This window comes from Gymnodinialimonas phycosphaerae (assembly GCF_019195455.1).
GTDB classification, from domain to species: Bacteria; Pseudomonadota; Alphaproteobacteria; order Rhodobacterales; family Rhodobacteraceae; genus Gymnodinialimonas; species Gymnodinialimonas phycosphaerae.
Genome location: NZ_JAIMBW010000001.1, coordinates 2,312,850 through 2,329,927 on the forward strand (window position 1 = coordinate 2,312,850; position 17,078 = coordinate 2,329,927).

Annotated in this window: 16 protein-coding genes and 1 tRNA gene; 7 read left to right on the forward strand and 10 right to left on the reverse strand. The window is 62.9% G+C overall.

From position 1 onward, the window contains the following. Positions 1-14 precede the first annotated feature (14 nt). The 5 genes from ihfB to KUL25_RS11515 form a co-directional block, all read right to left on the reverse strand. The gene (gene ihfB / locus KUL25_RS11495) at positions 15-302 is read right to left on the reverse strand and encodes an integration host factor subunit beta (RefSeq protein ID WP_068363340.1); all 288 of its coding nucleotides are present in this window, start codon (positions 300-302) and stop codon (positions 15-17) included. A 257-nt stretch (positions 303-559) separates the two neighbouring features. Next, positions 560-636 (reverse strand) — tRNA-Arg (locus KUL25_RS11500). 105 nt (positions 637-741) lie between these two features. Then, positions 742-1,197: a GNAT family N-acetyltransferase gene (locus KUL25_RS11505; RefSeq protein WP_257893068.1), complete on the reverse strand. Its 456-nt coding sequence runs from the start codon at positions 1,195-1,197 to the stop codon at positions 742-744. Positions 1,198-1,199: 2 nt separating this feature from the next. Then, the gene (locus tag KUL25_RS11510) at positions 1,200-1,511 is read right to left on the reverse strand and encodes an ETC complex I subunit (RefSeq protein WP_257893069.1); all 312 of its coding nucleotides are present in this window, start codon (positions 1,509-1,511) and stop codon (positions 1,200-1,202) included. A gap of 66 nt (positions 1,512-1,577) precedes the next feature. Next, complete coding sequence (locus KUL25_RS11515) at positions 1,578-2,741, reverse strand: glycoside hydrolase family 183 protein (protein ID WP_257893070.1); 1,164 nt, start codon at positions 2,739-2,741, stop codon at positions 1,578-1,580. 386 nt (positions 2,742-3,127) lie between these two features. On the opposite strand from KUL25_RS11515, the gene uvrB reads away from it, so the two are divergent. Further along, positions 3,128-5,323 (forward strand): excinuclease ABC subunit UvrB, encoded by a 2,196-nt coding sequence (uvrB, locus tag KUL25_RS11520; protein WP_282563161.1) that lies wholly within the window; start codon positions 3,128-3,130, stop codon positions 5,321-5,323. A gap of 47 nt (positions 5,324-5,370) precedes the next feature. On the opposite strand, the gene KUL25_RS11525 is transcribed toward uvrB, so the two are convergent. Further along, positions 5,371-6,936, reverse strand: a complete 1,566-nt coding sequence (locus KUL25_RS11525; protein ID WP_257893071.1) for a hypothetical protein — start codon at positions 6,934-6,936, stop codon at positions 5,371-5,373. Between the two features lie 298 nt (positions 6,937-7,234). Here KUL25_RS11525 and KUL25_RS11530 point away from each other — a divergent pair, with 298 nt between their 5' ends. Next, the gene (locus KUL25_RS11530; protein ID WP_257893072.1) at positions 7,235-7,819 is read left to right on the forward strand and encodes a hypothetical protein; all 585 of its coding nucleotides are present in this window, start codon (positions 7,235-7,237) and stop codon (positions 7,817-7,819) included. Positions 7,820-7,852: 33 nt separating this feature from the next. Here KUL25_RS11530 and KUL25_RS11535 read toward each other — a convergent pair whose 3' ends face one another. Further along, positions 7,853-8,587 carry an NYN domain-containing protein gene (locus KUL25_RS11535; RefSeq protein WP_257893073.1) on the reverse strand — a complete coding sequence of 245 codons (735 nt, stop codon included), beginning with the start codon at positions 8,585-8,587 and terminating at the stop codon, positions 7,853-7,855. 90 nt (positions 8,588-8,677) lie between these two features. Continuing rightward, positions 8,678-9,268: a rhodanese-like domain-containing protein gene (locus tag KUL25_RS11540; protein ID WP_068362210.1), complete on the reverse strand. Its 591-nt coding sequence runs from the start codon at positions 9,266-9,268 to the stop codon at positions 8,678-8,680. Positions 9,269-9,378: 110 nt separating this feature from the next. Between KUL25_RS11540 and KUL25_RS11545 the strand changes: the two genes are divergently transcribed. From KUL25_RS11545 to KUL25_RS11560, 4 genes are all read left to right on the forward strand, one after another. Then, a complete protein-coding gene (locus KUL25_RS11545) occupies positions 9,379-9,816 on the forward strand; it encodes a hypothetical protein (protein ID WP_257893074.1) in 438 nt (145 codons plus the stop codon). A 567-nt stretch (positions 9,817-10,383) separates the two neighbouring features. Continuing rightward, positions 10,384-12,567 carry a YjbH domain-containing protein gene (locus tag KUL25_RS11550; protein ID WP_257893075.1) on the forward strand — a complete coding sequence of 728 codons (2,184 nt, stop codon included), beginning with the start codon at positions 10,384-10,386 and terminating at the stop codon, positions 12,565-12,567. 11 nt (positions 12,568-12,578) lie between these two features. Continuing rightward, positions 12,579-13,253 (forward strand): YjbF family lipoprotein, encoded by a 675-nt coding sequence (locus KUL25_RS11555; protein WP_257893076.1) that lies wholly within the window; start codon positions 12,579-12,581, stop codon positions 13,251-13,253. A gap of 130 nt (positions 13,254-13,383) precedes the next feature. Then, a complete protein-coding gene (locus tag KUL25_RS11560) occupies positions 13,384-13,587 on the forward strand; it encodes a hypothetical protein (protein WP_257893077.1) in 204 nt (67 codons plus the stop codon). Positions 13,588-13,859: 272 nt separating this feature from the next. On the opposite strand, the gene KUL25_RS11565 is transcribed toward KUL25_RS11560, so the two are convergent. After that, positions 13,860-15,140 carry a polysaccharide biosynthesis/export family protein gene (locus KUL25_RS11565; protein WP_257893078.1) on the reverse strand — a complete coding sequence of 427 codons (1,281 nt, stop codon included), beginning with the start codon at positions 15,138-15,140 and terminating at the stop codon, positions 13,860-13,862. A gap of 375 nt (positions 15,141-15,515) precedes the next feature. Here KUL25_RS11565 and KUL25_RS11570 point away from each other — a divergent pair, with 375 nt between their 5' ends. Next, complete coding sequence (locus KUL25_RS11570) at positions 15,516-16,256, forward strand: metallophosphoesterase (protein WP_257893079.1); 741 nt, start codon at positions 15,516-15,518, stop codon at positions 16,254-16,256. 36 nt (positions 16,257-16,292) lie between these two features. Here KUL25_RS11570 and KUL25_RS11575 read toward each other — a convergent pair whose 3' ends face one another. After that, a complete protein-coding gene (locus KUL25_RS11575; protein WP_257893080.1) occupies positions 16,293-16,970 on the reverse strand; it encodes a sugar transferase in 678 nt (225 codons plus the stop codon). Between the last annotated feature and the right edge of the window lie 108 nt (positions 16,971-17,078).

Genomic DNA, 17,078 nt, shown 5'->3' on the forward strand with positions numbered 1-17,078 from the left:
AAGGACCGCGCTGCCTAGCCTTCGTGACCATTCAATCTGTCGCGTAGCAGTTTCCCCGCCTTGAAGAAAGGCACATGCTTTTCTTCCACCGAGACACTTTCGCCGGTTCGCGGATTACGGCCGATGCGGGCGTCGCGCTTCTTGACGGAAAACGCGCCAAAACCACGCAATTCGACCCGGTCGCCCGAAGCCAGCGCGTCGATGACCTCTTCAAAAATCGAATTGACGATCCGTTCGACGTCCCGCTGGTAGAGGTGCGGGTTTTCGTCGGAAAGCTTTTGAATCAGCTCGGAGCGTATCATTGATCATCCCCCAGGATCGTGTGTGGCGTGGCAGGGCCGGTAGGCAAGCACTATAAGCACATCGCGGCGTGGTGAATACTCCAAAGCCGACAAATTCCACCGCAAGAAGCGGCCAAATACCTGTTTCCAAGCATGATTTCGCCGCTGGCGCACATTGAAGCGGGTCGTCGTGGCCGCCGAAGGGCACGCTGGCAAGAAGCGATTCGGGCGCGTGGCATCTGGTTTGGCTGCGAAAACCGGAGCGAGAACAGACGCTATGGCGGGCCCAGAAGGACTCGAACCCTCAACCTGCCGATTAGAAGTCGGCTGCTCTATCCAGTTGAGCTATGGGCCCGCGTGACGCACCTGATACCCGCTTGCAGGCGGAGGGTCCACGCCACCTTTTGAGCCCGCAAGAAGCTGTCGTTATCCTGTAGTTTTTTCGTAACTACCCCCGCCCCTACAGGGCGCGCACCATGAAGACCGAATTGGGGTCATCCACATAAGCGCCGAACGGCGGGCAATAGCTGAACCCCGCCTTTTCATAGAGCCTTCGGGCCGGGGCGTGGATCTCGTGGCTTCCGGTTTCAAGAAATAGCGCGGTGCGTCCGGCGGCACGGGCGTCTTCCACGACGGCTTCCACGATGCGGGCGGCGGCCCCCTGCCCCCGCGCGCGCTGCAGCACATGCATCGATTTCAGCTCTGCCGCCACTGCGTCGAACGGCTTCCAGCCGCCCATGGCCACCGCCAAATCGCCTGACCACGCAACCCACAGCCGGGTGCCTTCGGCGCGCAGGGCGGCACCATCCATTTGATGATTGCTCTCGTCAGGATAGATCCCATCGGCATGCACCGCGTGGCTGGCAAACAGCGGGGCAAGTTCAGGCGCGTCGGGTTGGCAAAGCGCAATCCGCAAGGTCAGTGCGTCCAGGCCCCGCGCCGGTTGGTGGCGAAATTCTCGCCGTAGCCGCCTTGGCGGATGTTGGGTTTGCGAGTCTTGGGCTTCAGAACCACCGCATCGATCCCGTGATCCTTGGCATAGTCTTTCGCAGCCTCGGCAGTGTCGAACCGCAGGTGCACCTGGCTGTCCATGTCCGACGACGAGGTCCAGCCCATCAGCGGATCTATCCCGCGCGCCTGCGAGGGCAGGAATTCCAGCACCCATTCCTTCGTCTTCGCCGTGCCCGAGGACATGGCGGTCTTGGCGGGTTTGAAAATACGTGCAGTCATGGCGTGGTCTCCGACTTGATTGACTGCGTTATGGGCAAAACCCGCGCCTCTCGCAATGTGCCAAAATCACTCGGAGGGCATAATTGTAACAGGCATCCGCAGCAGATCACGGTCCAGATCACCGGAGCCGAAATTGAGGCGGGTGAAATACAGGTAGGCGTCCGCACCCGTCGTCTCGTAATTCACGCTCTCGCTACCGTGGTCGATGAGGGCCGGGTAAAGATAGACCGTCTCGCGCCCGGTGGCGCGCCATGGCAGGCGCACTTCCAGTAAGGGGGTGCGCCGCTGCCATGTGATGAGGTCTTCGGAAAGGGCGTAGTAGAAGCCATAGGGGTTGGGGTCCCGGGATGGATCGCTGCTGGTGCCGATCAGGATGAAGCGTTGCAATGCGGTGTTCCACGTCACGCTTTCATACATCTGGGCGATTTCCGGCAGGGCGAGGGGCGTGCACGTGGTTGCGCGCAGCGCGCGCAAATCATCGCGGTAGGGGTCGGCGAAGACACCGGTGAACCCCGCCCCGTCGAAGTAGCGCCAACTGTCGGGATCCCCCAGCGTTGCGGTGCGCATCAGGCAGGTGTGTTGGCTGCCAAGCGGGTAGGTCTGCATCTTGATGAAAGCGTAGAAAAAGCCATCGTGTTCAATGATGTTCGACGGGCTGAAGGCGCCGAAGATGCCCTCATCGGGGGCGTATTGTTCGGGGATGGAGGCCACCAGATGGGCGGGGGGCGCAATGGGATGCCCGAAAGTAGCCCCGCCATCGTCCGAGCGTGCGTAGGTGATCGTATTGTACCAGCAACTGAAGTAATCATAGGTGTCGCACCCCAGGTATCGGTTGCCCTGATACTCGTTGTGGATCAACGCATGCACCGTGTCGCCTTGCAGAAAGGATGCGGCAATCCACTCGTAATTCGCGAATTGGTCGGGGTGTTGGTCGATGGTCGATGCCAGCAACACCGCACAGTCCGCGTGCAGGTTGTCGAAGTCAGGCCCGCGCATCCGATGCGACGCATCATGGGGCAGGATCAAAGTGACCGCGCCGTCGTCGCGGAACGCGCGTACGGGAAGGTCGGCGAAATGGCGGTCGTTGCAGCGGTCAATGGTCCAATCAAAGACAACCTCTGCCGGGCCGCTGATTTGTACCGGCCCCTCCGGGAAGGGACGCGGTGGATCTGCATCCGCGAAGGCGGGTGAACTCAATAGGCAGGTGTACAGGGCAATGGGGCGGAACATCCGTCAAGGATGCCATGAAAGTGTGCCGCGCGCGATCAGGCACAAAAAAACCGCCAGCGGCGTCTGCCGGGCGGATCGGGGGGAGAAGACTGGTTGCCAGCCCTAGCCGTGGGAGCGAGGGGTGGGTGGGTACGGCCGGGGCCGGCAACCGCTTCTGCTGCTTGCCTGTTCTGTTTACGTTCTTGCGGCCCCCAAAGCAAACCTATTATCAGCGCAATTCCCCTTATTTTGTTAACCTTTTTGCCCATATTCCCTACCAAAATCTTAACGTCCGGGGCGGCCGCGCTGACAGGCTCCTGACACCATGCTGTCAATAGCTGACACCGCCCCCCCTTGCAGCCGCGCGCGAAGGCTCCATTCTATGCAACAACGCCGGAGGCCACACGATGCACAACAATTCACCCGAACAAATGCCGGATACAGGCCGCGCCGTGGATGACGTGCGCGCCCGCCTGAAGATGGAGGGCGGCAAGCAGTTCGTGCTGAGGACGGAGTTCGAACCGGCGGGCGACCAGCCCACCGCCATCGCGGAGCTGTCCGAAGGGATCATAAATGGTGAGCGCGATCAAGTGCTTCTGGGCGCCACGGGCACCGGCAAGACCTTCACGATGGCAAAGATGATCGAAGAAACCCAGCGCCCCGCGATCATCCTGGCGCCCAACAAGACGCTGGCCGCGCAGCTTTACGGCGAGTTCAAGAACTTCTTTCCCGACAACGCCGTCGAATACTTCGTCTCCTACTACGACTATTACCAGCCCGAGGCTTACGTGGCGCGGTCCGACACCTACATCGAGAAAGAAAGCCAGATTAACGAACAGATCGACCGCATGCGCCACTCGGCCACACGGGCGCTGTTGGAGCGGGACGATGTGATCATCGTGGCCTCGGTCTCGTGCATCTACGGCATCGGGTCAGTGGAAACCTACGGCGCGATGACGCAAGATCTGCACGCGGGCCAGGAATACGACCAGCGCAAGGTGATCGCGGATCTGGTGGCGCAGCAGTACCGCCGCAACGACGCCGCCTTCCAGCGCGGCACGTTCCGGGTGCGCGGCGACTCGCTAGAAGTCTGGCCCGCCCACCTGGAGGATAGCGCCTGGAAGCTGTCGTTCTTTGGCGAAGAGTTGGAATCGATCACCGAGTTCGATCCGCTGACCGGCCAGAAAACCGGCACGTTCGACAAGATCCGCATCTACGCGAACTCTCACTACGTGACCCCACGCCCGACGATGCAGCAGGCGATGAAGGGGATCAAAGCGGAACTGGCGATGCGGCTGAAGCAGATGATCGATGAGGGGAAATTGCTGGAAGCCCAACGGCTTGAGCAGCGCACCAACTTCGATCTGGAGATGCTGGAGGCCACGGGCGTGTGCAACGGGATCGAGAACTATTCGCGCTACCTGACAGGCCGCGCGCCCGGTGAGCCGCCGCCCACGCTCTTTGAATACATCCCCGACAACGCCATCGTCTTCGCGGACGAATCTCACGTCTCCGTGCCGCAGATCGGCGGCATGTACCGGGGCGACTATCGGCGCAAGTTCACGCTGGCCGAACACGGCTTCCGCCTGCCGTCGTGCATGGATAACCGCCCCCTCAAGTTCGAGGAATGGGACGCCATGCGCCCGCAATCCGTCTTCGTCAGCGCCACGCCAGCGGCTTGGGAGTTGGAGCAGGCGGGCGGTGTCTTCACCGAACAGGTGATCCGTCCCACCGGCCTGATCGACCCGGTGATCGAGATTCGTCCCGTCAACATGCAGGTCGATGACCTGCTGGATGAGGTCCGCAAGGTCGCCGCCGACGGGTTCCGCACGCTGGTCACGACCCTGACCAAGCGGATGGCCGAGGATCTGACGGAATACATGCACGAACAGGGCATCCGCGTGCGCTACATGCACTCGGACATCGACACGTTGGAACGGATCGAGATCCTGCGTGACCTACGCCTTGGGGCCTTCGACGTGCTAATCGGGATCAACCTGCTGCGCGAGGGCCTGGATATCCCCGAATGCGGGCTGGTGGCGATTCTGGATGCCGACAAGGAGGGCTTCCTGCGCTCCGAGACGTCGCTGATCCAGACCATCGGGCGCGCCGCACGCAACGCCGAGGGGCGCGTGATCATGTATGCCGACAAGATCACCGGATCCATGGAACGCGCCATGCGCGAGACCGAGCGTCGGCGGGTCAAGCAACTGGCCTACAACGAAGAACACGGCATCACGCCCGCCACGATCAAGAAGAACGTCGATGACATCCTGATGGGCGTCTATGTGGGCGACACCGACCAAAGCCGCGTGACGGCAAAGGTCGACAAACCCCTCGTGGGGGCGAACTTGCAGGCCCATCTGGAGGGCCTGCGCGACAAGATGCGCAAGGCCGCCGAGAACCTGGAGTTCGAGGAAGCCGCGCGACTGCGCGACGAGGTGAAACGGCTGGAAACGGTGGAACTGGCGATTGCCGACGACCCGCTTGCGCGGCAGGCGGCGGTGGAAGCGGCGGTCGAGGATTCGCAGAAGGCCAGCGGGCGGTCAACGGCGGGAAAGCCGGGGCAGCGCGGCGGGAATGTGAAGCGGCGGAAAAGATAAGGGCGAGCCGTTAGGCCCGCCCTTTTCATGCATTTTTCCCGCTCCGTTCAGAACGACATGGACGCTCCAAGTGCGGCGGATGCACCGGCAATGTGATTACCACTCACCTCGAAGCTTGCGGTGATATTGCCGAAATCATACGTGCCACCCAAGCGCACACGGTACGCGTCACCCCAAATCGGCGTCGCGTTCGAATTGTTGCCGGTGTCCGGAAGCCTCCGGAAAATCTGGTTCGACGCCGAAATCATGTAGTCCAGCCCGGCGTAGCCGGACACGCCCGAAGCGAAATCCCGGTGATAGCTTGCACCTGCCGCTGCGGTCAACGTCTGGATCAGCATGTCGTCCCAGTTGCCTCCGCTCGTCGAGAGACGGTTCAGCGTTCCAAAGGTGATATCGGTGTAGTCGAACTCCACAGCCGCACGGATCATACCGCCCTGATATGCCATGACGTCGGAACTCACAGCCAGATTGATATGGTAGCCGGACGCATCCGACATCTCCCATTCTCGCAGCGAGTTAGCGCCGTTGCTGTTACCACGGAATGCGCCCGTGCCATCAACGATCGAGCCCAGTCCGATACGGATATCAGTGCCTGCTGTCGAATATTGGCCGAACACGCCGGCGCTGGTGATCGCGGTGGACACCTCGGCGATGTTGCTAGGCTCATAATTCTCTTGGGCATAGTAGCCGAGAATCCGGTCACCAGCGAACTGGTTGTATTCAACAAATGTACCAACCGAAAAAGCTCCATTGGTGCCATCTGCCCTGCTACGACTTGCGCCGTTCAGCATCTCCACGCCGATCGAAAGGGAAATGTCTTCGCCGACCAGGAATGCAGTGGCCGACACTTCATATCCGCCCAGATCGTACCCAAGGCCAGCGGAAAGAATCGGATCGACAGAGAATTGAGGCGACACGTTCTGAGTATCGTCAGCGCCACCGCCATCATCCCACTGCTCAAACTGTGCATAGCCGTTTGTAAGCCGGACACCTGCGCCAAGTGAGTAGAATGCGCTACTGGAAAGGTCTGCCGTGTAATTCAGCAATAGATCACCGGTAACGAACACCTGGGTAAACTGGCAATTGTCGTAGGTGTTGGTGGGACACGGGTCGTGGTTCCCTCTCGGGTGGACAAAATCAGTGGCGCGCAAATCAAAACGCCGAATGTCTGCTGAAACTGAGAACCCATCGCCAAGGGGGGCCGCAATCCCAAGCCCGATGATATTGCCTTCTCCGTCATCAAAATCAGTCGATGCTTGCCCGGTGTGTCCGTAGTTCTGCCCGTCCAAATCGAACAGACGCCCGTAGCTGAGCGTCAGCGACGTACCAGATCCAAACGTCGCAGTCGCCCCCACGTAGGCCGAAAGCAGTTGAAGTTCTGCGCGTGCATTGGAAGCTGCGACCGGACCATTCCAGGCACCTGCGCGATCCAACTCGATGCTATCGTAACGGATGCCCGTGCTGTAGCTGATCTGAACGTCACCCGGAAGGGAGGTCGACATTGTCACCTCAGGTTCCGTAAACGAGCCCACGCCGTTTTCCTGTGCTGCCACGCCTGTTGCAGCAATCAGTGACAATCCAATCGCGCTGCTGGTCTGAACATGTTTTCTCATCATTTAGCTTTCTGAGTTTGGGCGAGTATCAACGCTTGCAGCTCCCCGAGACGGAGTTACACAAGACCTCCCCCGAATGTGAACATTGCTGCGGACAGTCGGAATTTCGATGTTGCGCGGAACTTACACCGGCCATTTTTCTCTGGATTGCAGCGGATTAAGCAACTTGCCGCCGCTCTATGTGGAGATCCGATTTTACTTGCGGCCTGCGACCGTCCTTTTGCAACTCGACCATCCAGGCTGCGACGATCACATTTCAATCCACCGGAAACCCACCATTGCCCGCGTCTTCCCCCCCATGCGCCCCCTCCTCCTCGCCGCCCTTCTCCTCCCCACACCGGCCCTCGCCGATGACTGCGCCGGCCGGCTCCGCACGCTGCTGTCCACCGACCTCGCGGCGAACGGCCCCTACACCGCGATGAACACCAATCGCATGGCCGCGGCCAAGCAGGTCTATCGCCAGACCTTCGTCTCCGACCGGCATTTTCTCGTGGAAACCATCTCACCCCCCGGCCAGCCCGACACGCTGCACTACAATGGCGGCGCGTGGAACAGCGATGGGGCGGGCAGTTGGACGCTGGCCTGGCAGATGGACGCCGACGAGGCCGCCGCCGGGATCGAGGCACAACGCCAGGCCGCCGCGCAAGCGGTGCAAAGCGCCATCTGCGCTGATCCGGGCGACGGCACACAAACGCTGACCGGTACCCTTGGCCCGACACCGCACTTCGGCGCCGAGGCCACCGTTGGCTACGTGATCGATGGCGCGACAGACACGGTGCAGCAAATGACCTACGATTACGTCCTGAACGGGTTGCCCGTGTCGGCGCAATACCGGATCAGCCCCGCGCCGGGCCTGAGCCTGCCCTTCCCGCCGGGACAATAGGCGGGGGATACGGCGCGCCCGGCTACCGCGCCCTCAAGCCGCCACCGCATCCGCCTGGGTCAGAACCCGCTCCTCCAGCCAAAGCTTCCCATCGCGGTAGCCGCCGTGCACGAGGAAGTTGTTTTCGGCGACTTCGGGGAAGTCGGTGGCCCAGTCCCGGAAGCGGTCGTTCGTGACGACCTTCGCCCCCAGATCACGGGCCGCGGCAAGAATTGTGGGATCGGCGGGTTCGCCCTTGCCAACCACAAGGACACGGTCGCCGGGCAGGTTCAGCAGCTTCGCGAAATCCCGGTCGTCGAGATAGCGGTCGCCGAGTTTGTATCCCGCGTTGGCGTCGAACACGATGCCGGGCTGATACCCCTGCCCTATCAGGGCGGCGACGACCTCTTTCAGGGTCGTCAGGCGGGGCACCTCACCGTTCCAATGCATTACGTTGGAGCCGTCGATCACCACATGCCGGGGCGGTGAACGCCGCCAAATCGCCCCGCGCCGGGAAGGACGGGGGCCTTTCTTGCGCGCTGGCGCAGGTATCTGCGCCTCAGGCGTGGGCGTCTGCGCTACGCGCACGCGCGCGATTGTTTGCGCCTCCTGCACGGGCGCGGGTGCCTTCTTTCGTCCCCACAAGCAGGCCTTGATGACAAGGTAGAATGCGGCAATGGCCGACAGACCCGAAACCGCCATGGGCAGCGTCAGGGTCGGCCCGCCGAAAGCGTATGACGCGCCCCCGCAGGCCAGGGATAACAGCAACAAGACAAAAGGAATGCGCATCGGGTGGACCTATCCGTTGATATCAACGCAAGATCGCACCCAGAAATGGCATTTTTGCGGCGAACTCAGGGGGCCGCCCTGCGTCCGGTGTCAGGTTCCGGGCACCACGGTCAGCCCCAGCATACGCCAGTTCTGCATGCCGCCCCGGTAATACTGGATATTCTCTGCCGGGAAGCCCGCTTCGATCATGCGGCGCGCGGCGGTTGGAGATTGGCCACACCAGGGGCCGTTGCAGAACAGGACGACCGTGGGCAGGTCGCCTTCGCAAATCCAGCCGTCGAAATCGACCTCACAACCCAACTCGCCCAACCGGTCGGCGGCTTCCGTATAGGGGACCGAGATGGCGCCGGGGATCGTGCCGGCTTCATGATCCGGGCGGACGCGTCCGTCGATGAGCACGAAACCGGGGTCTTGCAGGGCGGCCAGCACCTCCAATTCGCCCACCGGGGTCACGCCCTCGGCCGGGATCATCGGCTGGATGCAGAAGTTCGGACAATCGCGCGAGGTCAGGGTCCAGTCGCCCTCAAGGCGGTTCCCCGTGTCCTGATTGCGCATGATCTCAACCGGGCCGCTGCCGGTTTCGACGGTCACGGACATGATGTCCGGGGTGATGCCAACGGTATCCGCACCGGCAGCAAACGGGATGCACACCGCAAGGGTGGCTGCAACAAGACTACGCATGAGTACCTCCATGTCTCTCTCATTCAAGACTCCGCATATGTTGCGCATTCGTCAATGGTGCTGGCGTCGCACCCCTTGCCTTCCGGCCCGTGCACGCCACGTTACGCCCCATGATCCGGATCGCCCTGACACTTGCCCTGACACTCGCCGCACCCGTGGCTTCCGCTTGGGAGGTGGGCCGCGAGGGGGCGCTGTGCACCCTGACCCATGACGAAGACGGCGCTTCCGTGCGCCTGACATTCGACCCCGGCGTGCCGCTTTACACCATCGCCGTTTCGGGCACCGGGCCGTGGCCCGTAGCCGCGCTGTTCAGCATGAGTTTCGACGGCCCCCAACCCAACACGATCCGTACCGATCGCCACGTGCTGTCCCCGGATCGCGACACCCTTAGCGTGGCGGACCGGGGGTTCGGCAACGTGTTGGATGGCCTGCAATACAACGTCACGGCGCGGGCGGTGAGCGGGGCGCAGGTGGTGACGTTCTCGCTGGAGGGCGCGGGGCCGGAAGTCGCTGCGTTTCGCGCCTGCGGGCAAACACCGTCCGTTTGAGCGGCCTTTGGCAACCATCCGTTAACCGGAAACGCGCGAGGGTTGCCCCTGCCCGATGACATGTCGCCCCTCCTCGCCCCGATAGATCCTGCTGCGCAGTGCTGGGGGCGGGCGCGGCTCCTGAGCGGTGATCCCGGACACGGCGAATCCTTTCGGGCCGATGCCGCACGCTACGCAACCCGATCCAGAGTTTAGTCCCCAGGAAAGCAGGATTATTCCCAGGGAGGGGCCGGAACCTGCCCGTCCCAAAGCGATTTCGACCAGTCGCGCCCGTGTGGGCTTGGCGGTTCTGCGCGTGCCTGAGCGACACGATGCTGCGCCAGACCATTAAAATATATGGCAGAAATACCGACACCCCCAACATCGCGGGGGTGGCACAGTTGGTGCTTGCGAAGCCCGCCCCCCTGCCCTGCGCCCTCACCTGAACGGCCCCACCCGTGGCGTAGCTGCATCGGCCCCGAATTGGCTGGCTTGAAATGCGGCGTTGTTCTTTTGGTTCGCCCCTTGGTTGGTCTATGAGAGGGGGCGGGCTTTCAGCCCCTTTTTGTGTTTCGTTCGGGATCTGAAATGCCATTTAATCGCGGATATGTGTTTTTGAGCTTGGCGGGTCTGGCTTTGACCTTTCCGGGCCATGCGAATGAGACACAGAGTTTTTCCGCGCAGGGCTTGGCGGATCGTCCGACATTGAACTCCTACGGATTGCCGGGCTTGATCGACATGCCCACGGCGAATGTCCTGCCGGACGGAGAGTTGGGCCTTGCGGTGTCCAGCTCTGCGGTTGGCAACCGGGGGACATTGTCGTTCCAGGTATTGCCGAATGTGACCGCGACGTTTCGCTATGCGGGGATCGACCTGACGCGGGCGGGGATGCGGGATCTGTATTTCGACCGTAGTTTCGACGTGCATTGGCAAGCGCTGGATGAGGACACGTTCGGCTGGTCCCCGGCAGTGGCGATCGGCATTCGCGACATCGCGGGCACGGGCCTTTACGGCGGTGAATACATCGTGGCGACGCGCCATTTCGGGGCGCGGGACCGGGTAGCGGTGACGGCAGGCCTGGGCTGGGGCCGCCTGGGCGAGCGCGATGGGTTCTCCAACCCCTTGGGCGCTATCGATGATCGGTTCGACACCCGGCCCGGGCGCAGCGTGGGCACCGGCGGCACGGTCAACTTCGATCAGTTTTTCCGCGGCGATGCGGCGGTCTTCGGCGGGATCGAGTGGCAGGCGACGGATCGGCTGCGGCTGCAGCTAGAGTATTCCTCGGACACCTACAGCATCGAGGCCGCAGACGGGCTGATCGACGCGAGCTCTCCGTTCAACTTCGGTGCGACGTACCAGATCACAGACGGGATCCGGGGCGGGGCTTACGTGTTGGGCGGCGACACCATCGGGGTGTCGCTGTCGATGACGCTGAACCCGACCCGGCCACCGGTGCCCCCCAGCTCGGGCGACGCGGCGCCACGGCCAGTGGCGGTGCGGGCGCCCCAGGCCATGCCTTACGACACGGATTGGGTCAGCCAGCCGGGCGGCGCAGAGGTGCTACGCGACAACTTCGCGTTGTTGTTCGAAGACCAGGGCCTGCACCTTGAAAACCTGACGATGGATGCGCGCCGGGCCACGATCCGGGTACGCAACACGCAATTCAACCATTCCTCCCAGGCCCTGGGCCGGGTGTTGCGCGCCATGAGCGCGGCACTGCCGCCCTCGGTGGAAGTGTTCGAAGTGATTTTCGTGGTCGAGGGCCTCGATACGACGCGGGTGCGGGTGGCGCGCACGGATCTTGAAATGCTGGAGTTCGATCCCGGCGGCGCCGAACTGGCCATGGCGGTGGCCGAGGTGGAAGACGCGCGCGCGATGGCAGACCCGGTGGGTCTGGAAGTGACCACGCCGTCGTCCCGCTTCACCTGGGGCATCGGCCCTTATCTGGAAGCCTCGGTTTTTGATCCCGACAACCCGATCCTGGTGAATGCGGGCGTCGAGGCCCAGGCCGAATATCGGTTTGGCAGCGGCTTCGTGGCGGAAGGCGCGGTGCGCGCGGCGCTTGGCGGCAATCTGGACGACTCGCAGATCGTGAATGCCGCTGTGATCCTGCCCGATCCACCACCCGTGGTACGCTCCAACGCGGCGCTTTACCGCCAGCAGTCGGACTTCTACGTGGAACGGCTGACGCTGGCGCACTTCGGGCGCCCGGCTGAAAACCTCTATTCCCGCGTCAGTTTCGGCTATCTGGAACGGATGTATGCCGGCGTGTCAGGCGAATTGCTGTGGCAACCGGCGCATTCGCGGCTGGGGTTGGGGATCGAGGTGAACCACGTCTGGGCGCGGGACTTCGACGGTGGCTTCGGGCTGCGGGACTACAACGTCACCTCGGGCCATGTCTCGGCCTACTATCGCCTGACCGAGGACTTCGACGTGCAGATCGACGCCGGTCGCTACCTCGCGGGTGATTGGGGCGCGACGCTGTCGATTGACCGCACGTTCAACAATGGCTGGCGCGTCGGGGCCTATGCGACCTTCACCGATGTGCCGTTCGAAAGCTTCGGCGAAGGCTCTTTCGACAAGGGGATCGAGATCGAGATCCCGCTGGCGTGGTTCCTTGGCACCTCCAACCGCCGGACCTCGGATGTCCTGATCCAGCCAGTCCTGCGCGATGGCGGGGCCCGGGTGCAGGTGGAGGGTCGCCTGCATGATCTGGTGATCGACTACACCCGTCCACGGTTGGAAGACACGGAGGCGATGATATGGCGTTAAGGGCCCCCTGTTTGTCTCGCCTCGCCGCGCTGCTGGCGGTAGCGACGCTGTCGGCCTGCGGCGCGGCGGCCGATGACCCCCTTCTGGGGGTGGCCCGCGGCCTCGTGCAGGGCGTGTTCAACCGCGACGCCGAGGTGACCACCGTCGACCCCCGTCAGGTGCTGACGCGCGACATCATCAACCAGGCGGGACTGCCGCTGATCCTGGTCGAACGCCACGCCACGGGCACCGGCGTGACGATGGTGCGCAGCGCGGTGAACGGCACAGATGAGACCTGGCAAGGCGATGGCGGGGCCGCGTTCACGCTAAGCCGCGAGGGCGTTTTGCGGGCAACCCGCGGGGCCGGGGCGGATCTCTATGCTGCGGATATCGCCGGCACGCGGGCCGCGCTGGCGGGGGGGCGAACCGGCACGGTCGGGCGGCTCCACGTCCATGTGGCGGGCGACCTTGAGCAGCGGCAAACAAGCTTCCGCTGCGAAATCACGCGCGGGGGCCAGGAGCGGATCGAGATCTTTGGCCAGGCCCGGGTTCTGACACGGGTCACAGAGGCCTGTCACCGGGATCCTGCGGGGGATTACGGGTTCGAGAACCGGTATTGGGTGGATTCCAGCGGCTTTGCCTGGGTGTCCGAGCAATGGGCGGGTCCGGAATTGGGGACGTTCCGAATTGAGCGATTGTTTCGATAGCGCCCTCTTTGCGGGGCAATGAACGCCACATCTTACCGGGCTTTTAATCACAGCCCGCAAAGACAGATTGTCAGGGCAGGGGTCCTGCGCTACGAATGCACTAGAAATTAAACCCATTTGGAGCTTCGCCATGAAAAAAGTGCTTCTGACGACCGCATTTATCGCCGCTCTTGGCACCTCTGCCACGGCCCAGGGCATCACGCCCGTGACCACAGCGCCCGCCACCGACGTCACCGTCGGCACCATGGTGGCGCAAACCGGCCTTCTGATCGGGCTCGGCACGGTTGCCGTGATCATCGCGGCCGCAGCGTCCAGCAGCGACGGCACCAACTAAGCCGCCTGCCGCCAGACGGCGGACCGGTGACTGACAAAAAAGCCCCGCCGGGTGTGATCCGGCCGGGGCTTTTTCGTGTCTGGTGTGCGGGGCGCTGGGGGCGGCTTTTGGGTTGCGCGCACCGGGTCCCAAAACCGGTTCCCACTTTTGGGGGGGCAGCCTTTTTATTGCGCGCACCTGATCCCAAAACCGGCTCCCACTTTTGGGGGTGCAGCCTTTTGATTACGCGCACCTGATCCCAAAACCGGTTCCCACTTTTGGGGGTGCGCTTGTCAGTTCACCGCCGCCGCGCCAAGGTTGATCACCGTCGGCGTGATCTGGTTGATCACCCGGCTCCACCGCGTCACCGGCTGTTCGGCCACGAACACCACATCGCCGGGGCGCAGTTCCAGCCGCGTCGCCAGCACCAGGTTGGCCGCGTTCGAGCCGTCCAGCCGGTAGGCCGTCACCGTGCTGGCGTAGGAGGAATTCTCCTGCGCGCGCATCAGGTAGATCTGCGACGGGTTGCCGGTGCTGGCGCTCCAGCCGCCCGCGTCGAACAGGGCGTCGGCCAGGACCGCGCGGTTCTCGAACGGCAACTCGAACCGGCCGGGCGTGGTCACTTCGCCTGCGATATAGACGAACTCTCCGCCCTCGGCCCCGAACTCGACGCGGTCGCGGAAGTTCTGGCGGCTTTCTTCCAGGGCGCCCCGGCGGATCGAGACCTCGGTCTGCAACTCGGCGATGGCATTGGCGCGCGCACTCTGCGTGTACTCGGCCCGCGCGATGACCTCTTCGAAATAGGCCTGGGCCTGGTCGAAATCATAGGCGGTGTCGACGAACAGGCTGTCGCCGTCGACCAGGCGGATGCGCTGCAGGCCCTGGTCGGAATAGAGGTCCGAAGTTGGGATTTGGTAAAGATTGCCGTCGCGGTAGATGCGGATCACGGCGAAGTCGTCCGAGGTGATGTCGAGCCCGCCCGCCGAGGCCAGAACCTCGGCCAGGTAGACCGGCGTCATGCCCACGGGCACCACGCCCGGGTTGCGCACCGCGCCGCCCACCGAGATCCGCTGGGAGTTGAACTCGGCCACTTCCAGGCTGAACGAGGGGTCGATGCGGGCGGCGATCAGGCGTTCAAAAATGGCGTCTTCGGCCTCGGCGAGGGTCATGTCGCCCACGGTGATGCGGCCCACGTCGGGGATCGCAATGTCGCCGTCGTCCTGCACGGTATAGCCTTGGCGCTGGTTCTGGGCGGCGACCAGCCCGGCGAGTTCCTCAACGGTCGATTCGCCGCGCGGCGTGGCCAGCAGCAGCACATCGCCGACGCCGATCCGGTAGGAGCCGGGGTTGACCGCGGGCGGCACCCGCAATTCCACCGCGCCGGGGCGGGCTTGGGCGTCGAACACCGGATCCGGCAGCCGCGCCGCCCCGCGTGGGCCAGTGGTCCCGCCCGCAATCCGCGAAAACGCCGCCGGCAGATCCTGCGGCTGATAGGCCGAGCGGTTCGCATGGGTCACAACCGCAGGCGACAGATCCACCACCTGAACCCCGTCGTCCCCCCCAAAACCAGACACGTCCGGCGACACATACGCCGACCCGCACGCCCCCAAGACAATTACAAACATGCATGCAAGCGCATTGCGAAGTCTGAACATGGGCCACCCTCCTCTTGCCTGTCAGCGAATCCCGACCGGCGCGAATTCCTCGGGTTTTCTTATACCCTTCGCAACAAACACACACCGCAGACTCCCGTGGGCGGGGCACCTTTTGTCAAACCGCGATGCAATCAAGACACGATAAACGACACACCAAACAGGGCACATAGGCCTGTAGGGCAATTATCGGATTGCACATCATCCCGAGACGGCTTTTGATCACGGGCCAAGGAATTCTAGTCGGCGGGACGTCGCCGGTAGGGCCCGAGAGGGGCCGACAGGGAAAGACGAATCATGACGCAGTGGACGGGCCCTGCTCCGGATGAAGTGGTCTACGTCGTGGGCGACATTCACGGCAGCATCGACAAGTTAGAGACGTTGCTAAGCCGAATTGACGCCGATACCGCAGCCCATGCCGGTATCGACAGCAGGGTCGTGTTCGTCGGAGACTACATCGATCGCGGTGAATCCAGCGCAGATGTGTTGCGTTTCATGGCCGATATCACGGCCGCCTACCCCGACAGGCTGATCGGGTTGATCGGCAATCATGAACGGATGTTGCTGGACTTCCTGGCCGACCCCACCGGCTCTGCCAAGCGCTGGATTCGCCACGGAGGCTTGCAGACGCTTGCCAGTTTTGGCGTCGGGGCGGGTTTGACGACGGATAGTCGCGGCGCCGGAGAGCTTTTGGACGCCGCCGGGGACCTGATGGACGCCATGGGTCAGGACCTGGTGGACTGGATCAGGGAATTGCCGCTGTCGTGGACATCGGGCAACCTTTGGGTGGTGCACGCCGGAGCAGATCCCGCGGTTTCGATGCCGCGACAATCGCCCAAAACGCTCATGTGGGGGGTGGGCAGCTTCCTGAAAGAGGAACGCCAAGACGGCCAATGGGTGGCATTCGGCCACCATGTCTTTGAGGCCCCCTATGCGGAAGCGGGCCGGATCGCCGTCGATACCGGTGCGGTCTATGGCGGGGAGATGACGGCCGCGCGCATCGATCCTTCAGGGGACGTGAGGTTTATCAGCAGCTAGCGGGGCATCCGCCACGCGTCGGCACGTCCGGGGATGTCAGTCGCCGCGCCCCGTCGCCACGGTCACCAAGGTGCGCCAGGCGATCCAAAGATCAAGCGCCAGCCCGGCGCGGTCGATATAATCGATATCCGTCAAAGCCTTCGCCCGCGTGGCTTCCAAGCCCACGGCATAGCCGAGCTTGATTTGCGACAGGCCGCTCATCCCCGGCCGGATCGCGAAACGGCGCCTGTATTCGGGGATCGCGGCAAGAAACTCTTCCGCATGGTGGACGCAATCGGGACGCGGGCCAATCAAGCTCATCTCGCGGCGCAGGACGTTTATGGCCTGTGGCAACTCGTCCAGCCCCATGCGGCGCAGGATGCCGCCAAGCGGCGTGATGCGATCAACCTCCACCGGGTCATTGGCCCCCCGCTCCTGCACGCCGCAGGTCATGGTCCTGAACTTGATCGCCAGGAACGGCGTGCACCCTTTTCCCATGCGCCGCTGGCGATACAGCAGCGGACCGGGGTTAAACATGGGGTTGAGCACCATGAGGATCAGCGCAAGGCATGCCACCGTAGGCAACAGAAGCAGCGCCCCGGCGATGTCGACCACAGACCGAAGGCGCCAATAGCCCTGCGAGCCGCCCACTTCTGCGGCGTGTTGCATTGCCCCGGCGCGCTTGAGGCGCACCGGCAATGCAACCGAGCGATCGAAATCCGGAACAATCGTCATCTTATTCCCCAGGCCACAACATGACCGACATAGCAGCAAATATCGTTCGGGCGCAAACTGCCGAACTCCTCAAGAATACCTTTAATCAACGTGATGACATTAAATATT

Bases quoted from the DNA above. Each gene is read 5' to 3' on its own strand.
- KUL25_RS11510 (WP_257893069.1), bottom strand. From the start codon at position 1,511: ATGACTGCACGTATTTTCAAACCCGCCAAGACCGCCATGTCCTCGGGC.
- KUL25_RS11570 (WP_257893079.1), top strand. From the start codon at position 15,516: ATGACGCAGTGGACGGGCCCTGCTCCGGATGAAGTGGTCTACGTCGTG.
- KUL25_RS11535 (WP_257893073.1), bottom strand. From the start codon at position 8,587: ATGCGCATTCCTTTTGTCTTGTTGCTGTTATCCCTGGCCTGCGGGGGC.
- KUL25_RS11540 (WP_068362210.1), bottom strand. From the start codon at position 9,268: ATGCGTAGTCTTGTTGCAGCCACCCTTGCGGTGTGCATCCCGTTTGCT.
- ihfB (WP_068363340.1), bottom strand. From the start codon at position 302: ATGATACGCTCCGAGCTGATTCAAAAGCTTTCCGACGAAAACCCGCAC.
- KUL25_RS11530 (WP_257893072.1), top strand. From the start codon at position 7,235: ATGCGCCCCCTCCTCCTCGCCGCCCTTCTCCTCCCCACACCGGCCCTC.
- KUL25_RS11525 (WP_257893071.1), bottom strand. From the start codon at position 6,936: ATGAGAAAACATGTTCAGACCAGCAGCGCGATTGGATTGTCACTGATT.
- KUL25_RS11550 (WP_257893075.1), top strand. From the start codon at position 10,384: ATGCCATTTAATCGCGGATATGTGTTTTTGAGCTTGGCGGGTCTGGCT.
- KUL25_RS11575 (WP_257893080.1), bottom strand. From the start codon at position 16,970: ATGACGATTGTTCCGGATTTCGATCGCTCGGTTGCATTGCCGGTGCGC.
- KUL25_RS11560 (WP_257893077.1), top strand. From the start codon at position 13,384: ATGAAAAAAGTGCTTCTGACGACCGCATTTATCGCCGCTCTTGGCACC.
- KUL25_RS11515 (WP_257893070.1), bottom strand. From the start codon at position 2,741: ATGTTCCGCCCCATTGCCCTGTACACCTGCCTATTGAGTTCACCCGCC.
- KUL25_RS11545 (WP_257893074.1), top strand. From the start codon at position 9,379: ATGATCCGGATCGCCCTGACACTTGCCCTGACACTCGCCGCACCCGTG.
- uvrB (WP_282563161.1), top strand. From the start codon at position 3,128: ATGCACAACAATTCACCCGAACAAATGCCGGATACAGGCCGCGCCGTG.